This is a genomic window from Streptomyces sp. NPDC091371 (assembly GCF_040684275.1).
GTDB lineage: Bacteria > Actinomycetota > Actinomycetes > Streptomycetales > Streptomycetaceae > Streptomyces.
The window spans coordinates 1-23,181 of record NZ_JBFBFP010000055.1; the positions used below are offsets into that span (position 1 = coordinate 1).

23 protein-coding genes and 2 pseudogenes are annotated in these 23,181 nt (G+C 70.7%); 10 read left to right on the forward strand and 15 right to left on the reverse strand.

Annotated elements, in window-relative coordinates; translation table 11 throughout:
• Positions 1-101: 101 nt before the first annotated feature.
• From AB0O21_RS35410 to AB0O21_RS35425, 4 genes and pseudogenes are all read right to left on the reverse strand, one after another.
• Positions 102-203 (reverse strand): annotated as a pseudogene (locus AB0O21_RS35410) (IS5/IS1182 family transposase); the annotation flags it as partial.
• Positions 204-255: 52 nt separating this feature from the next.
• Positions 256-753: a hypothetical protein gene (locus AB0O21_RS35415; RefSeq protein ID WP_365178431.1), complete on the reverse strand. Its 498-nt coding sequence runs from the start codon at positions 751-753 to the stop codon at positions 256-258.
• A gap of 69 nt (positions 754-822) precedes the next feature.
• Entirely contained in the window at positions 823-1,056 is a 234-nt protein-coding gene (locus AB0O21_RS35420; protein WP_365178434.1) for a transposase, read from the reverse strand.
• A gap of 86 nt (positions 1,057-1,142) precedes the next feature.
• Positions 1,143-1,976: a PIG-L family deacetylase gene (locus AB0O21_RS35425; RefSeq protein ID WP_365178437.1), complete on the reverse strand. Its 834-nt coding sequence runs from the start codon at positions 1,974-1,976 to the stop codon at positions 1,143-1,145.
• Between the two features lie 273 nt (positions 1,977-2,249).
• Between AB0O21_RS35425 and AB0O21_RS35430 the strand changes: the two genes are divergently transcribed.
• Genes AB0O21_RS35430 through AB0O21_RS35450 form a run of 5 tightly spaced genes read left to right on the forward strand, consistent with a single transcriptional unit; the run spans position 2,250 to position 5,613 of the window.
• Positions 2,250-2,705 (forward strand): RpiB/LacA/LacB family sugar-phosphate isomerase, encoded by a 456-nt coding sequence (locus tag AB0O21_RS35430; protein ID WP_365178440.1) that lies wholly within the window; start codon positions 2,250-2,252, stop codon positions 2,703-2,705.
• A gap of 44 nt (positions 2,706-2,749) precedes the next feature.
• The gene (locus tag AB0O21_RS35435) at positions 2,750-3,277 is read left to right on the forward strand and encodes a 2'-5' RNA ligase family protein (RefSeq protein WP_365178443.1); all 528 of its coding nucleotides are present in this window, start codon (positions 2,750-2,752) and stop codon (positions 3,275-3,277) included.
• A 40-nt stretch (positions 3,278-3,317) separates the two neighbouring features.
• Positions 3,318-3,758 carry a VOC family protein gene (locus AB0O21_RS35440; protein ID WP_365178446.1) on the forward strand — a complete coding sequence of 147 codons (441 nt, stop codon included), beginning with the start codon at positions 3,318-3,320 and terminating at the stop codon, positions 3,756-3,758.
• 34 nt (positions 3,759-3,792) lie between these two features.
• Entirely contained in the window at positions 3,793-4,155 is a 363-nt protein-coding gene (locus AB0O21_RS35445) for a hypothetical protein (protein WP_365178448.1), read from the forward strand.
• A gap of 57 nt (positions 4,156-4,212) precedes the next feature.
• Positions 4,213-5,613 carry a hypothetical protein gene (locus AB0O21_RS35450; protein WP_365178451.1) on the forward strand — a complete coding sequence of 467 codons (1,401 nt, stop codon included), beginning with the start codon at positions 4,213-4,215 and terminating at the stop codon, positions 5,611-5,613.
• 34 nt (positions 5,614-5,647) lie between these two features.
• On the opposite strand, the gene AB0O21_RS35455 is transcribed toward AB0O21_RS35450, so the two are convergent.
• The 3 genes from AB0O21_RS35455 to AB0O21_RS35465 all read right to left on the reverse strand — a co-directional run bounded on the left by AB0O21_RS35455 (position 5,648) and on the right by AB0O21_RS35465 (position 8,783).
• Positions 5,648-6,682: an RNA ligase family protein gene (locus AB0O21_RS35455; protein WP_365178453.1), complete on the reverse strand. Its 1,035-nt coding sequence runs from the start codon at positions 6,680-6,682 to the stop codon at positions 5,648-5,650.
• Positions 6,672-7,661 carry an MBL fold metallo-hydrolase gene (locus tag AB0O21_RS35460; protein ID WP_365178456.1) on the reverse strand — a complete coding sequence of 330 codons (990 nt, stop codon included), beginning with the start codon at positions 7,659-7,661 and terminating at the stop codon, positions 6,672-6,674. The genes AB0O21_RS35455 and AB0O21_RS35460 overlap by 11 nt, the downstream gene beginning before the upstream one ends.
• A 138-nt stretch (positions 7,662-7,799) precedes the next feature.
• Positions 7,800-8,783 (reverse strand): helix-turn-helix transcriptional regulator, encoded by a 984-nt coding sequence (locus AB0O21_RS35465; protein WP_365178459.1) that lies wholly within the window; start codon positions 8,781-8,783, stop codon positions 7,800-7,802.
• A 150-nt stretch (positions 8,784-8,933) separates the two neighbouring features.
• Here AB0O21_RS35465 and AB0O21_RS35470 point away from each other — a divergent pair, with 150 nt between their 5' ends.
• Positions 8,934-10,346, forward strand: a complete 1,413-nt coding sequence (locus tag AB0O21_RS35470; protein ID WP_365178462.1) for an aminopeptidase P family protein — start codon at positions 8,934-8,936, stop codon at positions 10,344-10,346.
• Positions 10,347-10,418: 72 nt separating this feature from the next.
• On the opposite strand, the gene AB0O21_RS35475 is transcribed toward AB0O21_RS35470, so the two are convergent.
• Positions 10,419-12,149, reverse strand: coding sequence for an acyl-CoA dehydrogenase family protein (locus AB0O21_RS35475; RefSeq protein WP_365178464.1), 1,731 nt, complete (start codon positions 12,147-12,149; stop codon positions 10,419-10,421).
• A gap of 70 nt (positions 12,150-12,219) precedes the next feature.
• Positions 12,220-12,774, reverse strand: coding sequence for a PadR family transcriptional regulator (locus AB0O21_RS35480; protein ID WP_365178467.1), 555 nt, complete (start codon positions 12,772-12,774; stop codon positions 12,220-12,222).
• A gap of 121 nt (positions 12,775-12,895) precedes the next feature.
• Here AB0O21_RS35480 and AB0O21_RS35485 point away from each other — a divergent pair, with 121 nt between their 5' ends.
• Positions 12,896-13,969 (forward strand): hypothetical protein, encoded by a 1,074-nt coding sequence (locus tag AB0O21_RS35485; protein ID WP_365178470.1) that lies wholly within the window; start codon positions 12,896-12,898, stop codon positions 13,967-13,969.
• Positions 13,970-14,014: 45 nt separating this feature from the next.
• On the opposite strand, the gene AB0O21_RS35490 is transcribed toward AB0O21_RS35485, so the two are convergent.
• A complete protein-coding gene (locus tag AB0O21_RS35490; protein ID WP_365178473.1) occupies positions 14,015-14,209 on the reverse strand; it encodes a hypothetical protein in 195 nt (64 codons plus the stop codon).
• A gap of 534 nt (positions 14,210-14,743) precedes the next feature.
• On the opposite strand from AB0O21_RS35490, the pseudogene AB0O21_RS35495 reads away from it, so the two are divergent.
• A pseudogene (locus tag AB0O21_RS35495) lies at positions 14,744-15,163 on the forward strand (methyltransferase); the annotation flags it as partial.
• 102 nt (positions 15,164-15,265) lie between these two features.
• Here AB0O21_RS35495 and AB0O21_RS35500 read toward each other — a convergent pair.
• The 3 genes from AB0O21_RS35500 to AB0O21_RS35510 all read right to left on the reverse strand — a co-directional run bounded on the left by AB0O21_RS35500 (position 15,266) and on the right by AB0O21_RS35510 (position 19,707).
• Entirely contained in the window at positions 15,266-16,846 is a 1,581-nt protein-coding gene (locus tag AB0O21_RS35500) for a PfkB family carbohydrate kinase (protein ID WP_365178476.1), read from the reverse strand.
• Positions 16,843-18,417, reverse strand: a complete 1,575-nt coding sequence (locus AB0O21_RS35505; protein ID WP_365178478.1) for a carbohydrate kinase family protein — start codon at positions 18,415-18,417, stop codon at positions 16,843-16,845. Before AB0O21_RS35505 ends, AB0O21_RS35500 begins: the two co-directional genes overlap by 4 nt.
• A gap of 66 nt (positions 18,418-18,483) precedes the next feature.
• Positions 18,484-19,707, reverse strand: coding sequence for a HEAT repeat domain-containing protein (locus AB0O21_RS35510; protein ID WP_365178481.1), 1,224 nt, complete (start codon positions 19,705-19,707; stop codon positions 18,484-18,486).
• 181 nt (positions 19,708-19,888) lie between these two features.
• On the opposite strand from AB0O21_RS35510, the gene AB0O21_RS35515 reads away from it, so the two are divergent.
• Both AB0O21_RS35515 and AB0O21_RS35520 read left to right on the forward strand, forming a co-directional pair.
• The gene (locus AB0O21_RS35515; RefSeq protein ID WP_365178483.1) at positions 19,889-20,422 is read left to right on the forward strand and encodes a hypothetical protein; all 534 of its coding nucleotides are present in this window, start codon (positions 19,889-19,891) and stop codon (positions 20,420-20,422) included.
• A 116-nt stretch (positions 20,423-20,538) separates the two neighbouring features.
• On the forward strand, positions 20,539-20,916 hold the full coding sequence (locus AB0O21_RS35520; protein WP_365178485.1) for a DUF6193 family natural product biosynthesis protein: 378 nt from the start codon (positions 20,539-20,541) through the stop codon (positions 20,914-20,916).
• 563 nt (positions 20,917-21,479) lie between these two features.
• On the opposite strand, the gene AB0O21_RS35525 is transcribed toward AB0O21_RS35520, so the two are convergent.
• Both AB0O21_RS35525 and AB0O21_RS35530 read right to left on the reverse strand, forming a co-directional pair.
• Positions 21,480-22,382, reverse strand: coding sequence for a hypothetical protein (locus AB0O21_RS35525; RefSeq protein ID WP_365178488.1), 903 nt, complete (start codon positions 22,380-22,382; stop codon positions 21,480-21,482).
• 138 nt (positions 22,383-22,520) lie between these two features.
• A complete protein-coding gene (locus tag AB0O21_RS35530) occupies positions 22,521-23,102 on the reverse strand; it encodes an RICIN domain-containing protein (RefSeq protein WP_365178491.1) in 582 nt (193 codons plus the stop codon).
• Between the last annotated feature and the right edge of the window lie 79 nt (positions 23,103-23,181).

Here is a 23,181-nt window from a genome sequence, read left to right on the forward strand (position 1 = left end):
GCCGCACGCTATTCGACCCCGATCGTGCTTTCGCGGCACCCCTCGAGCTCGCGGCCTGAGCGCCTACTTGACCTACCAACGACATGAGATGTCTTTGACTATTCGGCGATGCTGTGGTCCCGGGTGGGCACCAGGGTTCCATCGACTACCAGCACGGCGTCTTGGGCGAACCGGCGCCGATGCTGGAATGCGATGAGCGGGCCGCCAAGATCACTTACGGGACAGCCCTTGCTCGAGGCTCTGGTACGCCACTGGTCAGCTGAAGCCGACTTCGGTGAAGACGCAGCCTCCACGCTCCGCATGGGACATTGCCTGTTGCGAGATGAGAGTCGGAGCCTGCCGGAAGTACTGGCGGTAGCCGGACGCGCGGAACTTCAACTCGAATGCATGCCCCTCGATGTGCCAGAGCGGCTGGTCTTGCCGGCCGTCGTCGGGTACCAGGCGGTGCAGGCTGTCGATCTCCAGGTCCGGAATCCAACCTCCCTTGAAGGCGAGGTCCCCTTCGAGGTCCCAGACGTCTTCGAAGACGAGCGTCGCCGGGGAAACCCAGAAGGAGAAATGCGTCTCCGGCGGGACCGGATTGACCCAGCGGACGATGTAGTCGAGGTCAAGGACGAGATGCGGCAGGATCTTCCCGGTCGCCTGCACAGACAGGCCGTGGACGGTGGCGTCGTGCCAGCCCATCTCCTCGAAGTCGGCATCGCTCCAGACACTCTTGGAGAGACCTGATTCCTGGTGGCCGCTGTTGTCCATATTCGTATCCAACCAGACCCTTGCGGAAGCCCGGTCATGGGCTGGAGGTGTACGAGAGCGGGCGGGAAATCAGGCCGTGTCGCTGGTCGGCCCAGGGTGAGTCGCGGAGCATGACTCCGACCATCGCCCTCGAATCATGGTCTCCGAATGGCCGGGCGGCGATGGGCGGTGATCCACGAGAACGTGCGCTCTACCGCCCACCCCTCGGCTGGTGGGGCAGGGTGCGAAGTCCTTCGGCAGCTGCCGCCAGGCACGCCCAGTCCGCACGAGGTAGAGGATCGCGTCCAGGATCCGCCGCCGCACGTGCTACTCCCCCCTTCGGCCCCGCCCGCCCGTAGTACCGGCACTTCGGGAGCCGCCGACAAATGCCGGCGGGGCGGACGGGCGGATCAGCGGAGTCCGGCGAAGAGATCGTTCTCGGGTATGGCCGCGTCGGTGGTGTCCTTGACGCGTACGAAGGTCTCCATGCCCATCAGCTCGCCGAACCTCTCCTTGCCCATCTTGAGGAAGAAGATGTTCTCGCCCTGGCTGGCGTGCGCGGCCAGCGCGTCGAACTTCTGACCGCTGAACGCGGTGGTGTCCACCCACGTGGTGATCTCATCGTCGGGGAGGCCGATCTCGGCCATCGCTGCCGCCTCGGCGGGGTCCGGCTCCGGCATGTCCTCGTGGAACTCGCGCATGATCTCCCCGAACCGCTGCATCCCCGAGCGGGGCATGGTCGTCCAGTACACCTTCGGTGTCAGCTCGGTCATCTCCAGCGCCGCCATCGTGATGCGGTGGGCCTGGATGTGGTCGGGGTGGCCGTAGAAGCCGTTCTCGTCGTAGGTGACGACCACATCGGGTCGGTAGTGCCGCATGAGTTCCGCGAGTCGGGCCGCGCCTTCCTGCACGGGGGTCTGCCAGAAGGATCCGGGGGCGTTGTTGCCCGGCCAGCCCATCATCCCGGAGTCGGCATAGTCCAGCATCTCCAGATCGCCGACCTTGAGGACGTCACAGCTCGCCTCGAGTTCTTGACGGCGCATCAAGGCGACCGCCGCCGGATCGTGCCCGGGATCGCCCGGCTTGACCCCTCCCGGTCCATCACCGCAACCGCCGTCGGTACAGGTCACGAGAACCGTGCGGATGCCTTCCGCCGCGTACCGGGCGAGGACCCCTCCGGTCCCGGTGGCCTCGTCGTCGGGGTGGGCGTGCACTGCCATGAGCGTCAAAGGCCGGTCAGTCATGAAACAGTCCTCCTGCAGGAATACGTCTTGGTCCAAGTGTGCGGCGGGGGTACGACAATCCTGGGACCCCGGCCCGGCGGGGCGAACGACCTCGTGATCGTGATTCCCCTGCGGTGCCGGTCCCTCGGTCGGTGCAACCGTGCGGGCCGGACCGGATGTTCCCCGCGCGACCTATGTCTCAGCGTCGCGCACACGGGGCGGGCGCCGGAGCGAGGGCCGACCAGCCGCTCGTCGTCGTCCGGCTTCTCTTCCGCGGCCGGTTAGGCTCGGGGCATGCGGATCTGCGTTTCCTCTGACATGGACGAGCCCGTGGCGCGCGCCCTCGTCGCACAGCTGCGCGACCGCGGACATCACGTGGTGACATACGGGGTGCTGAGCCCCGGCGCCGATCCGCAGTGGGCCGCCTGCTCGCAGGCGGCGGCCCGCGAGGTCGCCGCCGGGACGGCCGACCAGGCCGTCGTGTGCTGCTGGACCGGTACCGGTGCGTCGATCGCCGCGAACAAGGTGCCCGGCGTACGCGCGGCCCTGTGCACCGACGCCTACACCGCGGACGGTGCGCGCCGCTGGAACGACGCCAACGTGCTCGCCCTCAGCCTGCGGCTGACCTCGGAGCCGCTCCTCAACGAGATCCTCGACGCCTGGTTCGCCGCCGAGGCGAGCACGGAGCCCGAGGACCGGGAGAACGTGGCACGCCTCGAACAGCTCGACGACACCAGAACCACATCCTGAACAAAGGCAGATTCAGTCCACTCGCCGCCTGCGATGATGACAGCGTGCCAGAGCCAGGAACCACTGCCGTCGTCATCGTCCTGCCCGATGCCGCCCCGCTCCTCGAGGCGGCGTGGCGTATCGACCCGGTTCTGGTGCGTCGTGGGGTGCCGGCGCACGTCTCGCTGCTCTACCCGTTCGTTCCGGTATCGGCGCTGACAGGTCAGGACGAGAAGGTCATCCGTTCCCTGGCTGCGAGTTTTCCGGCAGCCGATGTGCTCTTGGAGGAGCTCGTGACGGCATCCGGCTTCGTCGGCGTCACCGTGCCGGAACTCCAACCGATGGTCGACGCGTTCCGCGCCCGGTGGCCCGCGGTGCGCCCGTACAAGGGCCGCTTCGGGGAGCGGCCCGCCGCCCACGTCACGGTCGCCATGGGTGCGGACGACCCGGCAGTCGCCTCCCATGTCCGCGCTGCGATGGACAGCCTTCTGCCGCTTCGTACCCGTGCGACCACGGTGCAGCTGGTGGTGCTGACGGAGGAAGGGTGGCGGCCGCGGTTCACCGCGCCGCTCGGCGGCCCAGACGGACGGTGACGGCCACCACCGGCCGCGCGAGGAAGAAGGAGAGACCAGCATGGCGATTCAGCGGATGGACAATGTCGGCATCGTCGTCGAGGGCTTGGATGCCGCCGTCGCGTTCTTCGTGGAACTCGGTATGGAGCTGGAGGGCAGGGCGGAGGTCGAGGGTCTCTTCGCCGACCAGTGCACCGGACTCGACGGCGTCCACTGTGACATCGCGATGGTCCGGACCCCGGACGGTCACAGCCGGCTCGAGCTGGCGAAGTACCGCAGCCCCGCTGCGATCAGTGCCGGGCCGCGCAACCGGCCGCACAACATTCTGGGCACGCACCGCGTCATGTTCGCCGTCGACGACATTGAGGACACCGTTGCCCGCCTGCGCCCTCATGGCGCCGAACTCGTCGGCGAGATCGCCCGGTTCGAGGACAGCTACCTGCTCTGCTACGTCCGCGGCCCGGAGGGCATCATCGTCGGACTGGCCGAGCAGCTGGGCTGAGAGGCCGGTGCGGGTCAGAGGAGGAGGGCCAGCAGTGGCAGCGGTGGGGGCATGGGCGTTCGGGCTGGTCAACTGCATCCTGTACCAGGCGATGTACCGGGATGGCCACGCGGTGCTCGACGAGGAGCTGGTGCGCCGGTACGCGACGGCCATGCAGGTCGAACCGCTCTACGACCGGCCGATGGCCGAGCAGGTGGCGGCGCTGCGGGCGGTGCTCGCCACGGACACACCGCTGGCGAGCACGTTCGACCCGTACGACGGTCAAGAACCCTTCGCTGAAGCCGAGTTCCGCGCCTTCTTGTCCCGGCTGGCCGACGAGCTCGAATCCCAGGGCCCTTGGCCCCTCGCCGAGAAGCGCCGCGGTGGCCGGCTGCGCCGCCTCCTGTCCCGACGGTGAACCGCGGGCTGCGGGAGCGGCGTGTCGCTGTCGGTGGCACCGTCTAGCCTGCGGTCCATGATCGAGGGGGAATACGCCGTACCGCCACCCGGTGCGCTCGCCGACGAGGTCGCGGCCGTGCTGGCCGACCGCCGCGGTCCGGGCGTGGAGACGTTCGAGCGGCTGCTCGGCGCCGTGGTGGTGCACGCCTACCGGGACCGGGAGGCGCTGGCCGTCGCGCTGGGCTCCGTCCCCCGCGAGTTCGCGGTACGGCCGGACCCGCAGGTGGCGTGCCTCGCCGGCTTCGTCGGCGCCGCGGTGGAATCCGTACGGCCCGGGGAGTCCTGGGAGAACGCCGGGGCGGGCTGGCTCGAACTGTGCCAGCACGCGGCGGTGGACTACATCGCGGGGGCACGCCTGGGCGAGCTCCGTGCACGGCTGCGGGCCGGCGACCCCGTCCCGTTCCCGCTGTCCGTGCCGAGCGGGCCGACCGGTGCGGTGGAGCCGCGCCATCTGGTCGAGCGGCTCGCGCGGTACGCGCGCCTCGGCGTCCGGCCCGGCCCGGCGGACCTCGGGCAGGCGCTGCTCCGGTGCGGCGGCCCTGTCGACGGCGAAGCCGTGCGCGCCGCCGAGAAGTTGGATCTCGCGGAGGGGCCCCGGGTGGCCGACTGGCTGCGGCAGGGCGGGCTGCCGCAGCCGGCGGGGTGGCGGGAGCGCGAGTCCGGTGCGCCCGAACGTCCCAGCAGGCGGCGGGGTGCACGCGTCGGCCGCCGGATCCTGGTGGGGCACGAGGCGATCGAGGGCCGCGGGGCGTTCCCCCGGCGGTTCTGGTCGCTGTTCCGGAAGTTCGAGCCGGGCATCCCCTGCCCGCACGGGTCCCTCGCGGACTTCCGGGACGCTCACACGATCGCGGCCCTGCCCTGGCATCCGGAGATCGCCGCGGCCCGGCTGCTGACGGGCGTCGCGTCGGCGGCCGACCAGGACGGCGGCCGCGGCGCACCCGCCTTCCTGGAGGCGCTCGCCGGCGCCGACGGGCCGGCCGGGCCGGCCGTGCACCTCGCCGTCGCCTACGGGCTCGCCTCGGTTCCGCGGTCGGACCGGGACGCCGCCGTACAGGCGCTGCTCCTGCTGGCCACGCGAGGAAGGCTCGACGGGGGGCTGCTGGGCCGGGAACTCGCCGAACTCGTGGGACTGGGCACGCTGAAGGTCGCCCTGGTGACCGAGTCGCTGGGGGCGGCAGCCGCCGTCCCGCAGGGCGCCGCCCCGGTCTGGGCGGTCCTGGCGGGCGCGCTCCCGGGCCTCCTGGCCCGTACCAAGCCGCAGGCGCTCGGGGCGCTGCTGGCCGTCGCGGCGGACTCCGCAGGGCTGTCGGGTGCGCGAGGTGGGCTGCCCGAGGTGAGCACCCTGGCCGAGCGGCCGGGGTCATCCCGACTGCTCAAGGAGGCCCGACGGCTGCGCGACACGCTGGCAGGGCACTGAATCACGGGGCTGTCCCGGGGCCGTCACGGGGCCATCATGGGGCCCGGCGGTCGGCCGCGTCGAAGCGGGCGAGTGCGAGCGCACCGGCGTGCAGTGCCCGCTCCAGGACCGGGGCGGAGCCGTCGTCGAGGCCTCCGAGGGCCTCGGCGGCCTCCTCCACCGCGTCCCGGGCGATCTCGACGGCGACCTCCTCGAGCGGGGTACGCGGCCCGAGCTTGCTGACGGCTGCCGCCGCCCGGGCCGGGGTGAGCAGCGCGGCGACCTGGCCGAGGAGCCAGCCGGGCACGCCCGCCGCCCCTTCGGTGGGCGCGCGGTACGGGCGCGAGCCGTCGAAGCGGTCGTCCTCGGCGAAGGCGGGGTGCTTGAACTTGGCCACCGGGCGCGCGGCCGGGCCGGTGACGTCGGTGTCGTCCGGGGTCCCCCACTCCCCGGCGGGCTTGACCACAAGGCCCTCCGCGAGGTTGCAGGGCAGTTCGGGCAGGCCCAGCAGGGCCGGTACCCGGGTCGGGAACACCTGCGTCCGCTCCTGTACCTGGGCGAGCGTCCCGCGCGCAATCAGCGGGGCGCAGTGCAGGCCCGCGGCATCGGCGGCCGCGCGCAGCGCCCGGTCGCCGACCCAGCGGGTGCCGTCCCCGGCCGTCTCGACCGTGGCGTCGAACGGCAGCCAGAGCAGCCCCGGCGCGTACCAGACGCCGGTCTGCACCGGCTCCGCGCCCGGCGAGGGCGGCACGTCCGGGTGCGGGTAGCGCCCGCCGGCCAGTTCGCCGTAGACCGTGACCGGCGCCGAGGGACCGGTGCCGTACGCGCGGCGCAGGGCGGCGGCGCAGCGGTCCGCGGCGACGGCCAGGGCCGGCCAGATCCGTCCCACGCCGAAGAAGTCGTCGAGCCCGCTCTCGCCGAGCAGTTCACGGCGCTTGGCCGGGCGTGCTCCGGTGCTGTCGCACACGACGGCGAAGTTCGCGCCGTGGACCTTCTCAAGCGCGACCCACTCCCGGGCCGCCTGCGCCTCGCCCAGCCGGACCCGGGAGGGGATCTTGGGGTACGGCGACCAGCCGCTGTCAGCCGCCATGGCGACCGCCGCCGTGCTGGTGGTGTTCGGGCAGCAGGCTGTCGGGGTGCGCCCACAGGAGCACGTTGTCACGGCGCGCGTCGCCGAAGAAGTCGAGGACGTCCTGGTCCGAGTGGCGCAGGCTGAAGTGGGTGAGGACGAAGAGGTTGTCCGGGTGGGCCTCGACGACGGGCCGCAGCCGGCTCCACACGGTGTGCCCGACCCGGTCGGCCCGCTCCAGCTCAGCGTCGTCGAGATAGGTGCACTCGGTGATGATCACCGGGTAGGCGAAGATCCACGGGTTGTCCTCGAAGACGCTCACGTGGGTGTCACCGACGAACGCGAACAGCGGTTTGAGCACCTCGTGTTCCACCTCGGCACCCTCCTTGCGGCGCTGCGCGAGGATGCGCCCGAACTCGGCGCCGCCCCGGCCCCGTCCGGCGAGGGAGCGCCGCAACTCCTCGTACTCGGGCAGCAGTTCCCTGCGGCGCTCGGAGAACGCGTAACCCACGCACGGCACCTTGTGCACGCACTCCACCACCCGTACGTGGTGCCCGCGGCGGCCGAAGGTGAACTCGTCGCCGCCGCGCACCCCGTGCAGCCGGCAGTTCGCGGCGAGAGCGGGGTCGTAGGCCGTGCCGTGGTTGAGTTCGGCGGAGGCCCGCAGGAAGCGCTCCACGTACGGGACGGCGGGGGCGGGCAGGTGGATGTCGACGCCGGCGGGCCTGGCGGCGAGGTGGTCGAGGTCCTTGGAATGGTCGTGGTGGGTGTGGGTGAGGAAGACGGTCTCCGGCTGGCGGCCTTCCACGAGGCCGGCGTCGAGCGCGCAGCGCAGTTCGGGGACGTGGAAGAACGTCTTGTCGTTGGCGCGCGAGTACCCGGTGAGGGTCAGCTCGGTGCCGGGTATGCGCCAGGTCTTCCACTGGCGGAACGGGTGTCCCCGCTCGAGCCGTTCGGGGTGGGCGGGGTGGGCGGGGGTCCGCTCGGGGGCCTGTGCCATCGGTGCCGTGCCTCCGTCGGACCGCCGTGATCAAGGTGAAGGGCCGATCGTAGCGGTCGGGGTGGCGGGACGGCCCGTGGTTTTCCGCCTCCGGCGTTGCCGCTCGGGGGCGCTCGCGCCGGTCCGGCCGCTGCCCGTTCACAGCCAGCCGGAGCGCTGCGCCTGGAGGCCCATCTGGAAGCGGTTCTCGGCGCCCAGGCGGGCCATCAGGATCTGGAGCCTGCGGAAGAACGTGCGTCGGCTGACGCCCAGTTCACGGGCGATGACCTCGTCGCTCGCACCTCCGGCGAGGAGGCGGAGCAGTCGGCGGTCGGCCGGCGGCAGGCCGGCCGGGCGGCCGGAGCGGCCGTGCAGGGGCAGGGCTGCCTGCCAGGTCTGCTCGAACAGGGCGAGCAGCGCGGAGAGCAGACCGCACGGCTGTACCACCAGCATCGTGTTGTGCACGTCCGCCTCCCTGATCGACAGGGACACCAGCGCGTACGCCTCGTCGATGATCACCAGCTTGACCGGCACCGACGGCGCCACCCTGGCCTGCTCGCCCGCCTCGATGCACGGTTCGATGGCCGTCTCCAGCTGCCCGGGCACTTCCAGCGACGCCCTCGAGTAGACCACCCGCTGCGTCACGCCGCGGGCGAGCGTCGCCAGCGCGTCGTCGGTGGCTCCGGCCAGCGGGAAGTACGGCGGCGAGTCCAGCTGCCGGATCTGCTCGCGGGCGCTGGCCCACGCGTGGCGCATCCGCGGGCCGATGGCGTCACCCGTCACCACCTCGACGAGGTTGTCGTTGTACGCCGCGAGCCGCTGCCGGCGGAACGACTCGAACGCGCCGCCCACGGTGATGCGCGACTCCTCCAGCTCCGCCGCCCGGTGCCGGGCGAGGATCTCCAGGCCGGCGGCGGGTGGCACCGGCGCCACCACGTCCGCGCCGGCCTCGGCAGCGCTGGCCAGTCCGGCGTCGACCAGCTCGCCGTAGGCGGCGGCGAGCTCGGCGCCGTCCACTCCGGCCGCCTCCCCGATCGCGCCGAGCGGGGCGGGGGCCAGTTCCAGGAGTGCCAGGTACACGCGGCCCGCCACCGGATCGATTCCCAGCAGCGTCAAGGCCTCGCCCAGTTTCGTGTTCGCCATGCACCGCATTATCGACGCCCGCGGGGCAGGAGTGGCCGATCAGTGCCACTGGCACGACGGGTACTCTCCCGCGCGCCGCACCGCAGTACCGTCCGGGGGTCGCCGAGGCCTCGCGCGGCAGTCGAACCCATCCGGAAGAAGGTGCACGACGTGGCGAAGGCTCGGAAGAACGGCCTCTACCCGGGGATCTCCGAGGAACTGTCCGCCCTGATGAGGACGGGCTGGGCGGACACCGAACGGCACGACGTCCCGCTCGACGAACAGGCTCCCTACGCGGCCCGCCGTCGCGCCGCGCTCTCCGCGCGCTTCCCCGGCGAGCGGCTGGTGATCCCGTCCGGCAACCTCAAGGCCCGCTCGAACGACGACACGTACCCGTTCCGCCCGTACTCCGGCTACGTCCACATGACCGGGGACCAGGCCCGTGACTGCGCGCTCGTCCTCGAACCCCGCCCGGACGGCGGCCACGACGCGTACTGCTACCGGCTGCCGCGGGACGGCCGGGACACGGACGAGTTCTGGCTCGGCTACACCGCCGAGCTGTGGATGGGCCGGCGTTCCTCCCTCGCCGAGTCCGAGCGCCGGCTCGGGCTGTCCTGCCGCGACGTCCGTACCGCGGCGGGCGAACTGGCCGCCGCCCCTGACGCGCCCACCCGCATCGTCCGCGGCATCGACCCGGTGCTGGAGGCCGCCGTCACCACCGACGCGGAGCGCGACGCCGAACTCGAAGAGGCTCTGAGCGAGCTGCGCCTCGTCAAGGACGAGTGGGAGATCGGCGAGATGCGCAAGGCGGTGGACTCCACCGTGCGCGGTTTCACCGACTGCGTGGGCGAGCTGTCCCGGGCGGTCGCGTCCTGCGAGCGGTGGATCGAGGGCACCTTCTTCCGCCGCGCACGGCTGGAGGGCAACTCCGTCGGCTACGGCTCGATCTGCGCCGCGGGCGACCACGCCACGATCATGCACTGGACGGACAACGACGGGCCGGTGCGCCCCGGCGACCTGCTCCTGCTCGACGCCGGCGTGGAGACGCACACCCTCTACACCGCCGACGTCACCCGCACCCTGCCGATCAGCGGCACGTTCACGCCGGTGCAGCGCAAGGTGTACGACGCGGTGTACGAGGCCCAGGAGGCGGGCATGGCCACCGTGAAGCCGGGCGCCGCGTACCGCGAGTTCCACATGGCGGCGCAGCGGTACCTCGCGGAGAAGCTGGTCGAGTGGGGCTTCATCGAGGGCCCGGCGGAGCGCGCGTACGCACTCGGTCTGCAGCGCCGCTTCACCATGGCCGGCACCGGCCACATGCTCGGCCTGGACGTCCACGACTGCGCCGAGGCCCGCAACGAGGAGTACGTCGACGGCGTGCTGGAGCCGGGCATGGTGCTCACGGTGGAGCCGGGCCTGTACTTCCAGCCTGACGATCTCACGGTGCCGGAGGAGTGGCGCGGCATCGGGGTCCGGATCGAGGACGACCTGCTGGTGACGGCCGACGGCCACGAGAACCTGTCGGCGGGTCTGCCGCGCTCGTCGGACGAGGTCGAGGCGTGGATGGCCCGCGTCGCGGGCTGACGGTCCCGCGGGGCGGCTCCGGGCGGACGGGTCTCCGTGGTGGGAGCCGTCCGCCCGGGCCGCGCACCTGGGTCAGGGGGCCATTTCGTATGCCCCGGCCAGGGATTCCACGCGGGCCCAGACGCGGGCCGCGCGCTCGGTGTCGGTGACCGGACGGCGCACTGCGGCCAGGGCCCAGGCCTGCTGGGCCGCTGTGGCGGAGTCCTTGCCGTGGAGCTCGACCGCGTGCGCGGAGAAGTCGCGTACCAGAACGTGGAACAGCTCGTCAAGCACGTCCTCGTCCAGGCCGGTGAGGCGGGCCTGTTCCAGGATCAGCTGGCCGTGGACGACCAGGGCGAACAGCTGGCCCACCGCCAGGAGGAAGTCGAGGTCGCGGCTCTGCTGCTCGTCGGGGGCGGCGGTCTCGACGAACTCGCACAGGGCGTCGGCCTGTTCGCGGAACCGGGCGACGTTGGGCACGGCCGCGTACGCGTCGTAGGCGGGACGCCAGTCGTGGAAGCGGACGGAGCCCAGGCCGCGGGCCGGGCCCTGGGCGAAGAGGAAGGCGTCGTCGGCCGCATCGAGGCGGGTCGGCACAGAAGCGTACTCGGCCGGGGCCAGCAGGTGGTTGCGCATGAACTTGAGGATCAGCGCGAGGTTGACGTGGACCGTGCCCTCCAGCTTCGGCAGGCCGCGGATCTCGACGGCGGCGTTGGCGAAGTAGGTGTCCTTCTCGAAGCCCTTGGCCGCGATGACGTCCCACATCAGGTCGATGACCTTCTCGCCCTCCGTGGTCACCTTCATCTTGGTCATCGGGTTGAAGAGGAGGTAACGGCGGTCGTCGGGGCCGGCGGTGCGGAAGTAGTCGACGGCCCGGTCGCTGAACAGCTTCATCCCGACGAGCCGGACGTACGCGTCGGTCAACTCCCGGCGCACGTGCGGGAAGGCGGTGACGGGGCGGCCGTAGAGGATGCGGCCGTGCGCGTGGGTGACGGCCTCGTACATCGCGTGCTCGCAGATGCCGATCGACGCGGTGCAGAGGTTGAACTTGCCCACGTTGACCGTGTTGAGGGCCGCGTCGAAGGCGGCGCGGCCGGTGTGCAGGACGTCTTCGGCGCGGACCGGGTAGTCGGCGAGGCGGAACTCGCTGACGTACTTGGAGGAGTCGACGACGTTCTTCACGAGGTGGTACGCGGCGTGCCGGCTGTCGGCCGCGAAGAAGACGTAGCCGTCGGGGCCTTCGACGTCGGTCCGGCGGCCGAAGACCGAGACCAGCCCGGCGGCGTTGCCGTTGCCGATGTAGTACTTGGAACCGGTGGCACGGAAACCGCCGGAACCGTCGGCGGACGGCTCCAGCAGCATGTCGGTGGAGTAGATGTCGGCGCCGTGGGTCTTCTCGGAGAGACCGAAGGCGAACACCTCACCCTCGGAGAGGAGTTCGGCGGCACGGCTGCGGGCGGCGGCGTTGTCGCTCTGCCAGACCGGGCCGAGCCCGAGGATGGTGACCTGCCACGCGTACCAGTAGTCCAGGCCGTAGAAGCCGAAGATCTCGTTGAGGGCGGCGATCCGCGCGGTGTCCCAGCGCTTGTCCGGCTCCCCCTCGCCGGCGGCGGCCGCCGGGGTCAGGAAGGTGGCGAACAGCCCCTCCTTGGCGGAGAAGGCGATGAAGTCACCCAGCCAGGCGCGGGTGCGGTAGTCCTCGATCAGCTTGCGCTTGCCGCGCTCCTCGAACCAGTCGACGGTGGCGCGCAGCAGCCTGCGGGTCTCGGGGTCGAAGTGCGCCGGGTCGTAGGTGCGCGGGTTGAACAGCAGCGGGTCGCTCATGGAGGTTCGCCTTTCAGCCAAGGGATGAGGGGTGAGGAAAGGAGGAAGGATGAGGGGTTGGGCGGGGCAGTCAGGAGGCCGCCAGTCGGCGGAGCGTGGCGAGTACGTCCTCCAGCCAGGCGAGCTGCATCCGCTCGTAGGCGATGCCGCCGCGCAGTACCACGTGCTGGAGCTCCTGCCCGGCGTCGCGCGTCGCGGGTGCCTCCGGGCCCGTGAAGTCCCGCAGCTCGCCCGCGAGGTAGTGCGTGAGCCTGTCGCGGTGCGCCTGCTGGTGCCGCTCGACCTCGCGGATCAGCGCGACCGGGTCGTCGAAGGCCGCCCCGCGGATCTTCACGGCGAGCTCGTGCCGGACGCTGTCGGGCTGGATCGGTTCGTGGAGCCAGGCGGAGAGGGCGGCCCGGCCGGCCTCGGCGACGGAGTACACCTTCTTGTCCGGCCTGGCCTGCTGCGGCACGTCGAGGACGTCAAGCCAGCCGTCGCCCTCCATGCGCTTGAGCACGCGGTAGATCTGCTGGTGGGTCGCGGTCCAGAAGTAGCCGATGGACCTGTCGAACCGCCGGGCCAGCTCATAGCCCGAGCCCGGCTTCTCCAGCAGGGAGACGAGGATCGCGTGCTCAAGTGCCATGCTCCCGATCTTTCTATGCAACTTGTTGCATAGACAAGTGCCACCGCTCGTGTGAGACGCGGCTCACCCGGTCCGACGGGGAACGCGACGGGTTCAAGGCCGATCTGGCAGGATCATGGACATGACGGACGCGAGGGCGCGGCGTGTCGCCGTGAAGCACGTCGGTACGACACGGGCGGCCAGAGGCCGGATCCATGCCATGGACGGCGAGCGGTTCCTCCTGGACAGAGGACGCAGCCTGGCGGTCCACCGGCGTGACGCCTTCCTCGCCCTGGGTGCCGTACGTCCCCTGTCGAGGGTGGAACTGCCGTCCGTGACACGGGGCACGGCGACGCCCGACGGCGGTTTCGTGCTCTGCGGGGAATTCCGCGTCTGGTGCGCGGCCCCGGACGGCACCACCCGCTGGGAACTCTCCGACGGCATCTGGCCCGACGGCGTCCGCGGCGACCGGGTCCGGGGAGACGTGACGGTGAGTCCGGACGGATCGCTGGCCGCGGTGGTGAAGTCGACGCTCGTCACCGATCCCTCCCTGCCGGCAGCGCGCGTCGACGACGGTCCGCCGGAGCGCCGGTACGGCCGGGACGTCCTGCTGCTCCTGGACACCGCAACCGGCGAAGTGCTCGGCCGGCAGCCGCTGGACGTCCCGGCGCTGCTCACGACGAGTCACGTGTGGCATCCGGACGGATCCCGGCTCGCCGTGTCCTGCTGGGACTTCTGGGACAGCTGGATCACCCACTGGCTGACAGCCGGTGGTGACGGGCTGCGGATGCTCGGCCAGACGACGATGGAGGAGGCCACGGCCTTCCTCCCGGGGTCGACGCGGCTGCTCACCATGCGGCGGGCGGAGGGCTTCGGCGGGTCTCGGGAAGCCAACGAGCTGGCGTCGTACGACACGGACACGTCCGAGCGCCTCGCGGTGCACGACGTCGGGGACCTGCTGGGAGGCTGGGGGGACCCGAGCGGGACGCATCCGTACCTCCTGGACGCCGAGCGGCTCATCCTGACCGTCAGCCCACGTGACGGGAACACGGACAGCCGGAGCAGGCACTGGCTGTGCGACGCGAACACCCTCCGCCCGCTCGGCCTCCTGGACTACTCCGTGCACCCGGGCGCCGGGCACGCGGTGACACCCCTCGGAGACGGCACCTGGCTCACCCGGCGGGGCAGGCAGGTGGACCGCTGGGCCCTCGCCTGAGGGCAGACGGCTCTCGTCCGCTGAGCTCCGGGCGCGCCGCCGTGCTCACTTTCCGAGGGCGCGGTAGGCCTCCGCCGTCCGCTCCAGCGCCTCTTCCACCGGGGTGGCGACGGCGCCCAGCCGGTCCCGGGCGAGGCTGGAGTCGACGACGAACGGCTCGGCGAACTCGTACTGCATCTCGATGAGTTCGCGCACCGTGCGGTTCACCGCGCCCATCGCGTACAGGGCGAAGGCCGGCATCCATCCTGCGCCTCGCCGCCGGCGGTACCCGCACCACCGACGACCACATCACCCAGGCCTGGCGCCGCCTCCAGACAGCAGCCGACAGCCTCCTCGACGCCCCGGGCCCCAGCCCGCACGCGTAGCCCCGCCCGCGGACCACCAGCCCGGAAGACCCTGAACTCCCTACCGTCCCCTAGACCTCAGCAACCCCACCCGCCACTGTGCGATTCGGGTTGTTTTCGTCAGTACACGACGTTATTAGCACCTATGATCCATATTTATGACAGAAAGTCAGAAGGCCCGGGCGGACCAGGACTCAGGGCTGGCCCTCGGAAACCTCTTACTCGCAGCCGGAATCGACTGCGTGATCCTGGAACGCGCCGCCGGCGCGGACAGGAGCACGGCGTCTGCGAGTTCCGCACCGAGGACAGCCGCTTCCGGCTCGACTACAGGCTCCTCGGCAGAGGCGAGCAGCACACCGTCTACCCGCAGCACGAGTTGGTCACGGACCTGATGACGCAGTATCTGCGTCACAGGCAGCACCGGGGAGCCCATGTCGTCGAGGCCGCACGCCGACACCTTGACGCGGTCGGCGTCGGCGCCCGGTGCGCCTACCAGGTGGGCGACTTCGCCAACGTGCCCGCGAGCGGGGACGTGTACGTCCTGTCCCGCGTGCTGCACGACTGGGACGACGACCGCTGCCGGGAGATCCTGCGCCAGTGCGCCCGGGCCATGCCGGCCCACGCCGACCTGCTGGTCGTGGAGCGGCTGCTGCCGCCGGACGGCTCGCCGTCGCTGGCGACGGCCTGGGACCTCCACATGATGTGCAACGTCGGCGGTCGCAAGCGCCGGGCGGACCACTACGAGGAGTTGCTCGGCCATGCGGGCCTCCGGCTCGTCGGCCACTCACTGCTGCCGCTGGGCGCGAGCGTCCTGCACGCCCGCAAGAGCCTGGCGAAGGCGTCGCCCTGACGGCATGCTCAGTGCCCAGGCCCGGCAGCCCGGACACTCACCAAGCCCCTGCTATCGCACCACGCCCAGCGAACGGCCCGTCACCACCCGGTACGCCCCTGCTCAGATATGGGAGAACCCCTGGTGCTGCAGAGCCCGGTCCAGGTACCAGAAGGTGCGATCGATCGCGTGCCGGGGGAAGGTGCTCGTGTACGGGGCGGCCGGTAGCGGAACCGACTCGCATCCGTCCTCCGCCAGCACGAGGACCCGGTCGAATCCGTAATGGCCTTGGAACAGCCCGATCTCGTGGATCACGTTCTGGCGCGCCACGAGTTGGCCGTCCCGCGTCGCGTCCTCGGCGGTCAGCACGCAGATTGCGAAGCTGCACCGCTGCAGATAGTCGGTGAGGGCCTCGGTGACGGGTCGGCTGCCCCAGGAATCCGATTCGAAGGAGTAGACGGGAAGCCCGAAGCGCCGCTCCACGAACGCCTTCACGGCGAGCCATTCGTGGCTGCGGCCATGGGCGATGAACACTCCTGCCGGCAGGGCGGCCGCCCGCCGGGCGGCATCATGGGAGCGGATGAAGTCCTTGGTGACCGAGGCGAGTTGGCCGTGCCCGTGACTGCCGACGTACCGCAGCTTGTGTCGCGCCAGCGTCATCCCGAGGAGCGAACCGAGCTCCACCTGGAGCCGGTCGCTGGTCAGCACCGCCAGTAGACCGGCCGCGAACACGTCCCCCGCCCCGGTCGCATCCTCGATCTGGTCGTCGGCGAGGACGACCTGCGGGTAGAAATCCTCCACCGCCTTGCCGTTCTCGCTGCGCCAGGCGTGGATCCCCGTACGCCTTTTGACGAGGATCACGCTCCGGTTGCTCGCGAGCCGGAGGAGCAGGCGCCCGGCCACGTCCTCGTCCGAATCGCCCTCGCCGAGCTGCCCGAACTCGTGGAACTCGCGGTGGTTGAGCAGGAGATAGTCCGAAAGCGCGCAGATCCCGAGGATCTCCTCGGTGGGCTCGGTGCACCACACGTGCCCGGGATCGAAGCTGATCAGAGTGCCGGGGTTGGCCTCCTTGACCGCGTCCAAGAGAGCGAGCAGCACCGTCGGCGTGCGCTCGTCGAGGAACGAGGTCACGTGCACGACGCGGGCAGTGGTCAGATACGTGACGACCTCGTCGAAGGAACGCGTCAGATGGTCGGCCATCGCACTGTTGGCCCCGGCATGGGTGAGCAGCGTACGGTCTCCGTCCTCGGTCAACGAGAAGCAGATCCCGCACAGGTGCTCGTCGTCCCGGAAGACGAACGGGTGGTCGATGCCGAGCGTCTCCAGCTGGTGGACGGCCGAAAGCCCGGGACCGGGTACACGGCCGGCGACCCCGACGTACCCCAGGCGCAGACCCAGCTGGAGCTGTGCGAGGACGTTCACCGCGTTGTAAGCGGAACCCCCGAGCGAGGTCTGCAGCGTGGAGGCGTTGATCGCCTCGAGCGCCGCGAAGACCGTGGCCTCGTCCACCGCTGTCTCCGTGCCCTGCTCGGGCACGGGTGCATCACCGTCGAGCAGGTCGGCGATCTGCGCGATGAGCGGTCGTTGGTGGTCCTGCCCCGCGGTGCTACCGGCGTGGGTGATGTAGTCGAGGTTGAGCGCGCCGATTCCTACGACGTCCAGGGCGAAGTCGGTCCGCGGTCGGTTCGTCGGGGCAGCGGTCATGTGGGGTGTCCTCCCCGGGCCAGGATTTGTTCCCGGACCAGCATGCGTTCCAGTTCTACGAAAGTGATGTTGATCCGGCCGGGCGGGAAGTCCAGCCGGATCAGGCCTGCGTTGTTGGAGAACGCCTCGCACCCCTCCTCCGCCAGGATGGCGACCCTTCCGAAGCCGTAGTAGCCCTGAAAGACGCCGACCTGGTGAACAGTGCTCTCGCTGGCACGCCTCTGGCCTGCCGCCATCACCCGGGTGGCGGACAGGACGCAGATCGCGAAGGCACAGCGGCCCAGCTGTTCCCGCATCAGCTGCGGGTTCGGCGCGCCATCGGCGCGCGGGTGGCTCAGTGTGTGCACCCGCAGGCGACAGTCGTCTTCGAGGAAGGTGCGCAGCGCGTCCCACTCGGCGTCCTCGTCGTGTGCGACGAGGACGGCTCCGGAACCGGTGCCGGGCCGGCTCGGGGCCTCCGCCGACTGAAGGAAACCCTCCCCTCCCAGTACGGGCAGTGCGGCAACGCCCGTATGGGGCGCCTGTACGGCCCGCAGCCGTGACAGGCTCAGCCCGAGAAACGCCCCGAGCTCGACCTGGAGCCGGGCGGAGGCGAGTGCGGCGATGACGGAAGCGGAGAAGACGTCACCGGCCCCGGTGGCATCCTCGATGGCCGTTTCCCGGACCGGGCGGCGCAGCTGGAACCGCTCGGCGAGAACGGCTCCTGCCTGCCCGGCGCGGAACACCTCCACGCTGTCGTACCGCTTGGTGACGAACACTGCGCAGGTCGGCCGGCACCGGGCCAGCACTCGCTGGGAGAGTACGTGGTCCGATTCGCCGAGTGCGTAGTCGCCCAGGGCCTTGAACTCCCGGTGGTTGACGAAGAGGAAGTCGCTGAGCATCAGGATGCCGTCCACCGCCTCGCTGCGGCTTGCGGCCCAGGCGAACCCGGGGTCGAAGCTCACGAACAGGGCGGGGTTGAGCAGGCGGGCCCGCTTCAGCACATCGAGCAGCACCCGCGGGGTGCGCTCGTCGAGGAACGATGTCACGTGCACGATCCGCGCCTGTGCCAAGTACCGGACTATCTGGTCGCCGTGCTCCTCCAAGTGCTCGGCCATGAGGAAGTTCGCGCCGGGATGCGTGAGCATCACCCGCTCGACGTCCTCCAGGTACGAGAGGCAGGCACCGGCCAGGCGTTGCGGCTTCCGGGCCACCCAGCGCCGGTCGATGCCGAGCAGGTCCATCTGGCGTACGAATGACAGCCCCGGTGTTTCGATACGGCCTGCCACTCCCACGTACCCCAGCGACAAGCCAAGTCGCATCTGGGCGAGCGTAAAGATCGTCAACCAGGCGGAGCCGCCCAGCGAGGCGTCCAGCGAAGACGTGCCGAGCCTGCCGATCGCCTTCGATATCGCGATCTCGTCCACCGGTCCTTCGGTGTTCCATTCGAAACGCGCGGTGGATTCGGTGACTTGCCCGGCGATGAGTGCTGACAGCCGTGAGGCACTCGCGATGTAATCCACGTTCAGCGCCCCGACACCGACGATCTCAGGGCTGTGCAGTCCGTCGTCGGCATGCCGCGCAGCGTCCATGGCGTCCCCCAAGCCAGACCAGACCACTGGATCCGTACCCCAGCCATACCCCGTCCGCCCCGAAACTCACCCCTGGGTGCTCTTCTGCGGCTGCTGCCCGGCCAGCAGTGCCCTGATGGCGTTGCGGTCCGCGGGAAGGCCGACGTCGTCGAACCACGACGCGACGAGGTGGGTGTACCGCCAGCACACGTCACGGTCGGCGAGAGCCGCCAGGTATCGGTGCTGGGCCGGAGTGAGCTCGGCACCCTGGTGGTAGCCGGAAGGGAATGCCGAGGCGAGCAGCGGTCCCCAGTCTTCGGCGATGGTGAGGTTGCTGCTGAACGGTACGGAGGCCAGGGCGGCCGGCAGGAGTTCCTCGAAGTCGCCGGCGCGGTCGATGGCCGTGGCCAGAAGGGCGTGCCGCAGGCGGCCTGTGATGTGCGGCAGCGGGTCTGCGGCCCAGGGGTCGGCGGGGGTGGGTTCGAGGAGCCAGGAGTCGATGCCCGCGGGGTCGAGCAGGGCGCGGAGGATCGTGCGCGTCGCCTCGGCGTTGCCGGCGCATCCCGGTGACAGGGCGGCGCAGGCACGGATGGCGGGGTCCGGGTCCGCGAGCCAGCCGGCGGTGTCCTTGCCCCAGGCGCCGATCGTCAGGACGAGGGACGCGCGTTCACGCCGGTCGGTGCTCCGGGCGAGCAGCCGCCGGAGGATCTGGGTGGTTCCGGGGATCCGACCGGCCAGTTCGGGAGCTTGCAGGAGTGAGGTGGTGGCGCTGAGGGCGGCCTCGCGGACGGTGGGGTCAGGGGCCAGGAGGTGCCTGGAGACTGCGCCGTGGATCAGGCCCCGGACCGCGCGGACCGCATCGGTGACGCCCGGACCATTGCCGTCCTCCACGCCGTCCTCCACGTCGGTCTCCTCGCCGTAGGCCGCCGAATCCGCGATCTGGCCCAGCCATCGCAGCAGGGCCGCGCGCAGAGGCCGAGGTCTGTCGTCCCAGGTGGCGTAGTGCTCGTAGACGGTCAGGGTGCGGGGGTCGTTGAGCACTGTCGCCACGTACAGCGCGGCCGGCGCCGCCGCACTGTACAAGGACCCCTGATGCAGGACGGACATGTCCAGCAGCCCCAGCGCTCCCGCTTGAACGTCCGGGTCTTCGTCCAAGAGCTGGAGCAAGCGAAGGGGCGTGTCCTTCGCTGCCCCGTAGGCATGCTCCAGCGCGGCCCAGTCGGTGCCCTCGATCACGGAACGCGGATCAGGCAGTCGACCACCCACGCCCACGGCCTGACCGGATATCGGGTCCTCGTCCTGGGTCGTCACATGGAAAGCATCGCCCCTACCACTGACAAGCGTCGCGGTCGGACCCCGGGAGATCATCAGCGGACGCGCCCCTGACGTACTGCAGCGACAGCGCCCGCGGAGCCGGCCCCGCTGGTGATGGCGCGCTTCCTTCTCGGTGCGGCCTCGTTGACCTGGTCACTCGACCAAGGAGGCCCCGCCCATGCACAGGACACCCCCCACCCGCCGACTCCCCGTGGTTCTGGTGGCGGCCTCCGTCATTGCGGGTACCGCGGGGATCAGCCCTGCGCACGCCGCGGAGCGCTGCAAGGTGTCGTCCAAGACCATCGACAATCCCGCCTACAGCGGACCCTGGCCCGACAACTGGGACTTCACCGTCAAGGCCTGTGTGACCGAATCCGGCGCGAACATCCGGCACTGGGCGACGATCACCTGGGACCTGCCGGAGGCTTCCACCCACCAGGGCACCATCTTCCATACAACCGGTACGAACGCCGAGGTGACCGCGATGATCACCGAGGGCGGCATCGCCGTAACGAGGCGCACCGATCTGGCCCAGCGCCTCAACAAGGCGAAAGACGGGTCCATCACCCCCGCGTCCTATTCCTCCCACTGGCCCCACCGCCACCGCCTCTTCACCGACGTGATCCTGTTCCTCGACTGGAAAGGCGATGGGAAAGGCCCCCAGAAGATCCACTTCGATCCCTCCCCCACCCTGCCCGGCTCGGCACGATGAAGCCGCCTTCCGGGCGACGGTCCTCCTCGAATTACGAAACACGTGCGGGAGACAGGCGGAAATCAGGCGGTGAGCCGGCGTTGACAGTGGGCGGGGCTCGGTTCGATCGTCGGGGCATGACGGACCTCGGCGGCGACAGCGAGCGCGACAGGGCATGGCAGGGGACTCTGAACACCTGGCGACCGCCGCATCAGCCTGGGCACTGGGCCAGTCCTGCCGTGTGGGACGTGCTGAAGTTGGCGGCGGAAGATCCGGCGCTGCGCAGGTTGTTTCCGTGGACGAGCATGAACGAACTGCATGTGTCGGCGACGGGCGACTTCGGTGATTACACCGCGGAGCCCTTCCCTGCGATCGCCGCCTCGACCGGTGGCTTTGTCGTGATGACGCATCCGTGGGGGCCGGATCATGTGGTGCTCGAGACCACGGACCCAGCAGCGGCGCTGGCGTGCATGGTCCGCCTGCTGGAGGACCATGCAGGACGGACGACGCCGTAGCCGGCCTCCCGATCCTGCTCCACGACAGGGTGCAGTGGGCTCGTACTCTCTCAGCGCGGTGGGATGAGCGGCGACTGGATGCCTATTCCGAATTCGCCCGCACGCTCAAAGCGGTCCAGTTGCTCGCGACCCGTATCACGGCGCAGTCCCGCCCCACGTCGCGCTCGCTTCCGATCGATCGCACCACGGGACTCGAGTTATTGACCCAAGCCGATGCCCGGCACACCACGGCGTGGGAGGGGGTGCTCCTGCTGGGCGACGCCGATGCGGTGGATGCTGCACGGGAGTGGCGCACGGCGGTGATGTCCCTTGGACTGGCCGCACGCGGTACCACCAGTGATTCGTTCGACTGGGTCGCTACCGTGCGTCGCGCCGATCACGGCCGAGACCGCTTTTACGTGGCGGCCAGGGCCAGCCTCACCGTAGGTACCGGCGATGTAGCCCAGGCGCGCTGGCTCGACGCTCGACGACCGAGCCCTTGAGTCGCTGAGCCGTTGGTTCTTGGAACCGAGCGGGCGTCCGAGGCGAGTGCGGGTGGGCCGGACTCGCACGGAAGGTGCGCATCAGTGCTGCCCGCCCACCGCAGGCCACTCACCGGTGCTGGTCAGCGCCGCCACCTTCCGCGCCGAGGCCTCCGCACGCGCCCTCGCCCGTGTAGCTGCCCGCTCGGCCTCCCGGTGGCGGGCGGCCGCCTGCGCGCTCGACGCGCGTGCCGACTCCAGCCGCTTCCTCGCGGCCCGTACGTCTTCCTCGGCCGCGAGGACGGCAGCGGCCGTACTGTCCACCAGCTCCTGGACGGCTACCCGCTCGGCCTCCATGCGCTCCGCTTCGGCCCGGGCCTCGGCCGCCTCCGCCCGGGCCGCCTTCACACGCTCACGCCGCGCCTGCCCCGCCCGCGCATCCGGGGCCGGAGGCTGGTCGCGTTCCGGGGCGGGTCCGGCGGGCCGGGGTTGTGTGCGTCGGGGTGGGACGGCGCCGGGCAGCGGTTCGAGGCCGGTGAACCCCGTCACCGCGTCGGGGGCCTTCACCAGGCGGCCCTCCTCCCACTGCGCGGCGACGTCGGCGTCGGCGAGCACCGCGTGCAGGATCTGTTCGACCTCGTGCACCACCGTCTCACTCACGGGCTGCCCTGCCTCGTCGGCCAGAGCGCGCGCCGTACGCGCGAGGTGCCCGATCACCGCGTGCTGGTCATGCGAGAGCTTCCTGAGTTGCTCAGCGTCCAGGGTCCGGTGCGCCGTACGGAGCGCCTCGCCGAGCTCGACCAGGCCGTGCGCCTCCTTCGGCCGGCGGCGGGCGAGCAGCCCGGCCGTCCACGCCGCGAGCGTCGGCTTCCGCAGCGCGGCGATCCGCGCGGCGAGCTGCTTGTCCCCGGCCGTGCGGGCCTTGGCCACGTACTCGTCACGGGCCGCGGTGAACTCCGCCGGGCGCAGCGCCCACAACTCCACCGCCACCGACTCCACATCCATGCCCGGCAGTCTCCCGCCCCGACGCAGGGGCGCCGTGCACCTCACGGGACACCGCGCGTCGGCCATGCCACAGCGCGACGGCACGCTGTGGCATGGCGGTGGGACGCGGGGATGATGCAACGGCTTCGCGCGGTGCTGCTAGCCGAACTGGGCGTAGTTGTAGTACCTGTCGAACCTCGGCACCCAGATGGTGGGCCAGGGCGTACCGCTGACGCCGCAGGCGCCGAAGATCACGGGCGAGCGGCGGCCGGTGTCGTGCAGGCACATCCCGGTGCCCACCTCGACGATCTCCCAGTGGTCGTTGTTCGCGCCGCCCTGGAAGTTCCACGTGAAGGTGGCGCAGCCCCAGCCGTTGGCCTGGATGAGGGCGGCGCCCGGGTAGACGTGGCCGCCCTGCGCGCCGAGGCAGTACGCGCCGCCCCAGGTGCCGATCACGAAGTTGCCGTTGCCCACGCTGTGGAAGGTGAAGCGCTGGTGCAGCGCGCCCTTGCAGTCGTAGGTCTGGATGATGGCGCCGGCGCTGGTGGACTCGCCCCGGATGTCGAGGCACTTCCAGCTGTAGCCGGCCCGCACCTCGTAGATGGCCGCGTTGTACGGGGTGGTGGTGTAGCGGATCGTCGGGTTCTCCGCTGCCTGCGCGGACGCGGGCAGCAGCATGACGAGCAGCGCCGTGAGAGCGGCTACGGCGCCGCTGCCGAACCGGCGGAATTTTTGCGCCACGTTCCCTCCTGACTGGAAACAAGTGACCGGGGATGACCTTGACGCCGGAGAAGCTACCGAGATCCACTGAGCCTCCGGT